The sequence below is a fragment of the Okeania sp. genome, from assembly GCF_983059655.1.
In genome coordinates, this window is the sequence record NZ_CEZPJD010000855.1 from 1 (window position 1) to 3290 (window position 3290).

Sequence of the window (3290 nt, forward strand, 5' to 3'; positions counted from 1 at the left end):
TTGCTGAAGACGTGGTTTTTGAAGCACAAGGACCAAATACTGTTCCTATTTATGGCAAATTTATTGGCAAAAAAGGCGTTGTTGAATTTCTTTCAATTCTCGGCGAACTTTTTAATACTGAAGCTTTTGAAATTTATAAATTAGTGGCTGTAGATAATTATATTTTTGCCCACGGTTATATGCAGCATCTAGTTAAAAAAACAGAGCGAATTTTTAAGTGTGAATATGCCCTAGTTTGTACTACCAAAAACGGGCTAATAACTTCTTATAAAATGTTTGAAGATACTGCCGCACTGTCAGAAGCTTATAGTAGCGATCGCTCCTGAAAAAGGTTGGCAAATTATCCACTATAGCAAGAGCAGCAGTAGTAATTCCATAGTGGGAAACTAACTATAATTTATGATGAAAATTGGTAGATAAATACTGACTCTATTTTTACTGATAAACTGTAATGTAATTCACCTAAACTACTATAAAAATAACACACATGAAAGCCATTGAAGTAACAGGAACTCTCGATGAAAAAGGGCAATTATTCCTCGATCACCCCATTGAAAATTCAATTTCAGGAAAAGTACGAGTTATCCTACTCTTTCCCGAAGTAACAGAAGAAATTGAACCCGATCCAGATGATACTCCAGTTGAAGAAATAAAAGCTAGTCTTAGGAGAGCATTGCAAGAAGCAAAATCTGGACAACGCATTCCCCTTTCTGAAATGTGGGAGGGAATAAGTAAGTAGACAAAATTATTTGTATATAAATTGATTGTTGATTCTTTGATAGCTCTATGACACAGTAATCAAAAATGCACAATTAATTCTGTCCAGGTATTTAGATTCCGAATAATACTCCCTAATATTAAATAATTAAGAATTACAATAATAATCTAATCAACTAAATTTATCAACTAAATATGTCAGAACAAAATATTATTACTATCGAGCCAGGAAAACGTAGTGGAAAACCTTGTATTCGAGGCATGAGAATAACTGTCTACGATGTACTTTCTTATCTAGCTGGGGGGATGACTTATGAAGAATTATTAGAAGATTTTCCCTATTTAACAAAACAGGATATTTTAGCTTGTCTTCGCTATGCTGCTGAACGGGAACAACAAACTTTAATAGTACCCAAATGAAACTTTTATTCGACCATAATTTATCGCCTGGTTTAGTTTCGCGTTTAGCTGATATTTATCCACACTCTAGTCATCTTTATTTTTTAGGATTAGATCAAGCTATAGCAATCCTAAATAGGTTGCGACAAATCAAAAAGTAGATAAAAAAACTGAAACTCTTACCTGTTCCCTATTCCCTGTTCCCTGTTCCCTAAAAAGCAGTAAGATTTTTGACACGAATAAAATAGGATTGCTATAGCGATCGAGATGTTTGGCAATATGCTCGTGATAATCAATATATTATTGTCACTAAAGATGCTGATTTTTATGATTTGGTAATTTTGCTTGGTTTTCCACCTAAGTTAATCTGGATAAGGGTGGGAAATTGTACAACACCTCAAATTGAGATACTTTTACGTTCTCGATATGATGATATCGTAGCTTTGAGTCAAGATGCCAGTAATTCAGTTTTAGTAGCAGTGTATAAGTAGTGATTTTTGCATTTTTATCCCTTACTGTGAAAAGATTTTACTTATAAATATCACTCCATCTACATTAATTTTCCATTTACCATAATGCTTGTCATTTGTCAAACTACAAATTGTCAAACAAAAAGGCAGGCAAAATGCCTACCTCAAACCAGATTTTATTGTTTAATTCAAACTAGGATACAATTGCCATCGCACTACTAATCAAAGTATGAAAATTATCCGCTACAGCAGTAGTAATTCCGCGAGTAAAAGGTAAACTGTCAATCACCATTACTAAACACAACAACATCATGTAGTAGATGGAATACTTAAACAGCGATCGCGCCACATCTCTATTAGAAGGCTCTTTTAATAATAGCCAAGCTTTCTTAAGAAAGACTCCACCGAGCAAAGTTGCTAATACTGCATAAACTGCTCCACTCGCGTGCAATGGATAAACCAACAACAACGTCATCGGAATCAAAATCAGACTATAAACCCAAATCTGTTTAGCCGTTTCCTCATTTCCTTCAATTACAGGTAACATTGGCACACCCACTTCCTTATATTCATCGCGAATATAGATTGCCAAAGCCCAAAAATGAGGGGGAGTCCAAATAACTATAATTGCAAAAAGTAACCAAGCTGCCCAACTCAATTCACCTGTAACAGCAGCCCAACCTACTAATGGAGGAATAGCACCCGCAGCACCGCCAATTACAATATTTTGTACGCTATGACGTTTTAGCCAGTGGGTGTAAATACCAACGTAGAAAACTATTCCAGACATTGCTAGTAGTGCTGCTAGTAAATTAGCAAATACTGTGAGCAAAGTAAAGGATGTAGCCGCCAAAGCAAATGCAAAAATTAGAGCATCGCGGGGTTTGACTCTACCGGAGGGAATGGGACGCCAGCGAGTGCGCTCCATAATATAGTCAATATCGCTGTCATAGATACAGTTGATAGTGTTAGCTGCACCAGAAGCTAATGCACCACCTATTAATGTCACGAATAATAGAAGGGGAGAAACTTCTCCTTTTGCTCCCAACCACATTCCGGCTGCAGTTGTAATCAGTAGCAGTAGAATAATTCTAGGTTTTGTTAGTTGATAATAGCTTTTAGCTACTTGTAAAATATTATCATGGCGTCGTGGAAGACGATGAGAAATAACTTCTTGCATAGATTCTTAGTTTGTTAATTTTCTGTTGAAACTGGTTATTATTTCCGCAGTCTGAAGTTTATCGGCAAATAAAAACGGATAGGTTGTGCCAGTTAATTTTTGATGTTAGCCAGTTTGAAAAATTTAGTCCGATTGAATAGTTATACAGCATATTTCGGGCAAACGATCTACAAGGGATAAATGGTAAAATTCTTGTAGTGCGGGCATCTTGCCCGCTAGTTCTTTACCGAATAATTAATAATTAAATAATTCTGGTTTAAAGCCTCCCCTTTTAAGGTTAAGGAAAGAAATAATATCTCCTTAATATTCAATCCTCTCGATTTTAACCAGAGGTAATTATCAATTATCAATTATCAATTATCAATTAATGAACTCACCGATAGCTGACAGTGCTGTAATTAGTAAAGTTTGAGCAATAGGTATAGATAGAGCTAAAGCCCTACTACAAACTGTCGAACCCTCTTGAGATAACTAACCTTTCTAATCTAATAACTCACAAAAGAGGGGTATATTACTGTATCTAT

5 protein-coding genes and 1 pseudogene are annotated in these 3290 nt (G+C 35.4%); 5 read left to right on the plus strand and 1 reads right to left on the minus strand.

Annotation, left to right across the window (positions count from 1 at the left end):
* The 5 genes and pseudogenes from AC3DU7_RS29325 to AC3DU7_RS29345 all read left to right on the plus strand — a co-directional run.
* Window positions 1-326 (plus strand): nuclear transport factor 2 family protein (locus AC3DU7_RS29325; protein ID WP_488042777.1); only part of this gene is annotated, 326 nt, incomplete at its 5' end.
* 161 nt (window positions 327-487) lie between these two features.
* Window positions 488-739 carry a type II toxin-antitoxin system RelN family antitoxin gene (locus AC3DU7_RS29330; RefSeq protein WP_488039847.1) on the plus strand — a complete coding sequence of 84 codons (252 nt, stop codon included), beginning with the start codon at window positions 488-490 and terminating at the stop codon, window positions 737-739.
* 173 nt (window positions 740-912) lie between these two features.
* Window positions 913-1137 (plus strand): DUF433 domain-containing protein, encoded by a 225-nt coding sequence (locus tag AC3DU7_RS29335; protein ID WP_202223588.1) that lies wholly within the window; start codon window positions 913-915, stop codon window positions 1135-1137.
* On the plus strand, window positions 1134-1277 hold the full coding sequence (locus AC3DU7_RS29340) for a DUF5615 family PIN-like protein (RefSeq protein WP_488042778.1): 144 nt from the start codon (window positions 1134-1136) through the stop codon (window positions 1275-1277). The genes AC3DU7_RS29335 and AC3DU7_RS29340 overlap by 4 nt, the downstream gene beginning before the upstream one ends.
* 105 nt (window positions 1278-1382) lie before the next feature.
* Window positions 1383-1607 (plus strand): annotated as a pseudogene (locus tag AC3DU7_RS29345) (DUF5615 family PIN-like protein); the annotation flags it as partial.
* A gap of 172 nt (window positions 1608-1779) precedes the next feature.
* On the opposite strand, the gene AC3DU7_RS29350 reads toward AC3DU7_RS29345, so the two are convergent.
* Window positions 1780-2766: a heme o synthase gene (locus AC3DU7_RS29350; RefSeq protein WP_488042779.1), complete on the minus strand. Its 987-nt coding sequence runs from the start codon at window positions 2764-2766 to the stop codon at window positions 1780-1782.
* Between the last annotated feature and the right edge of the window lie 524 nt (window positions 2767-3290).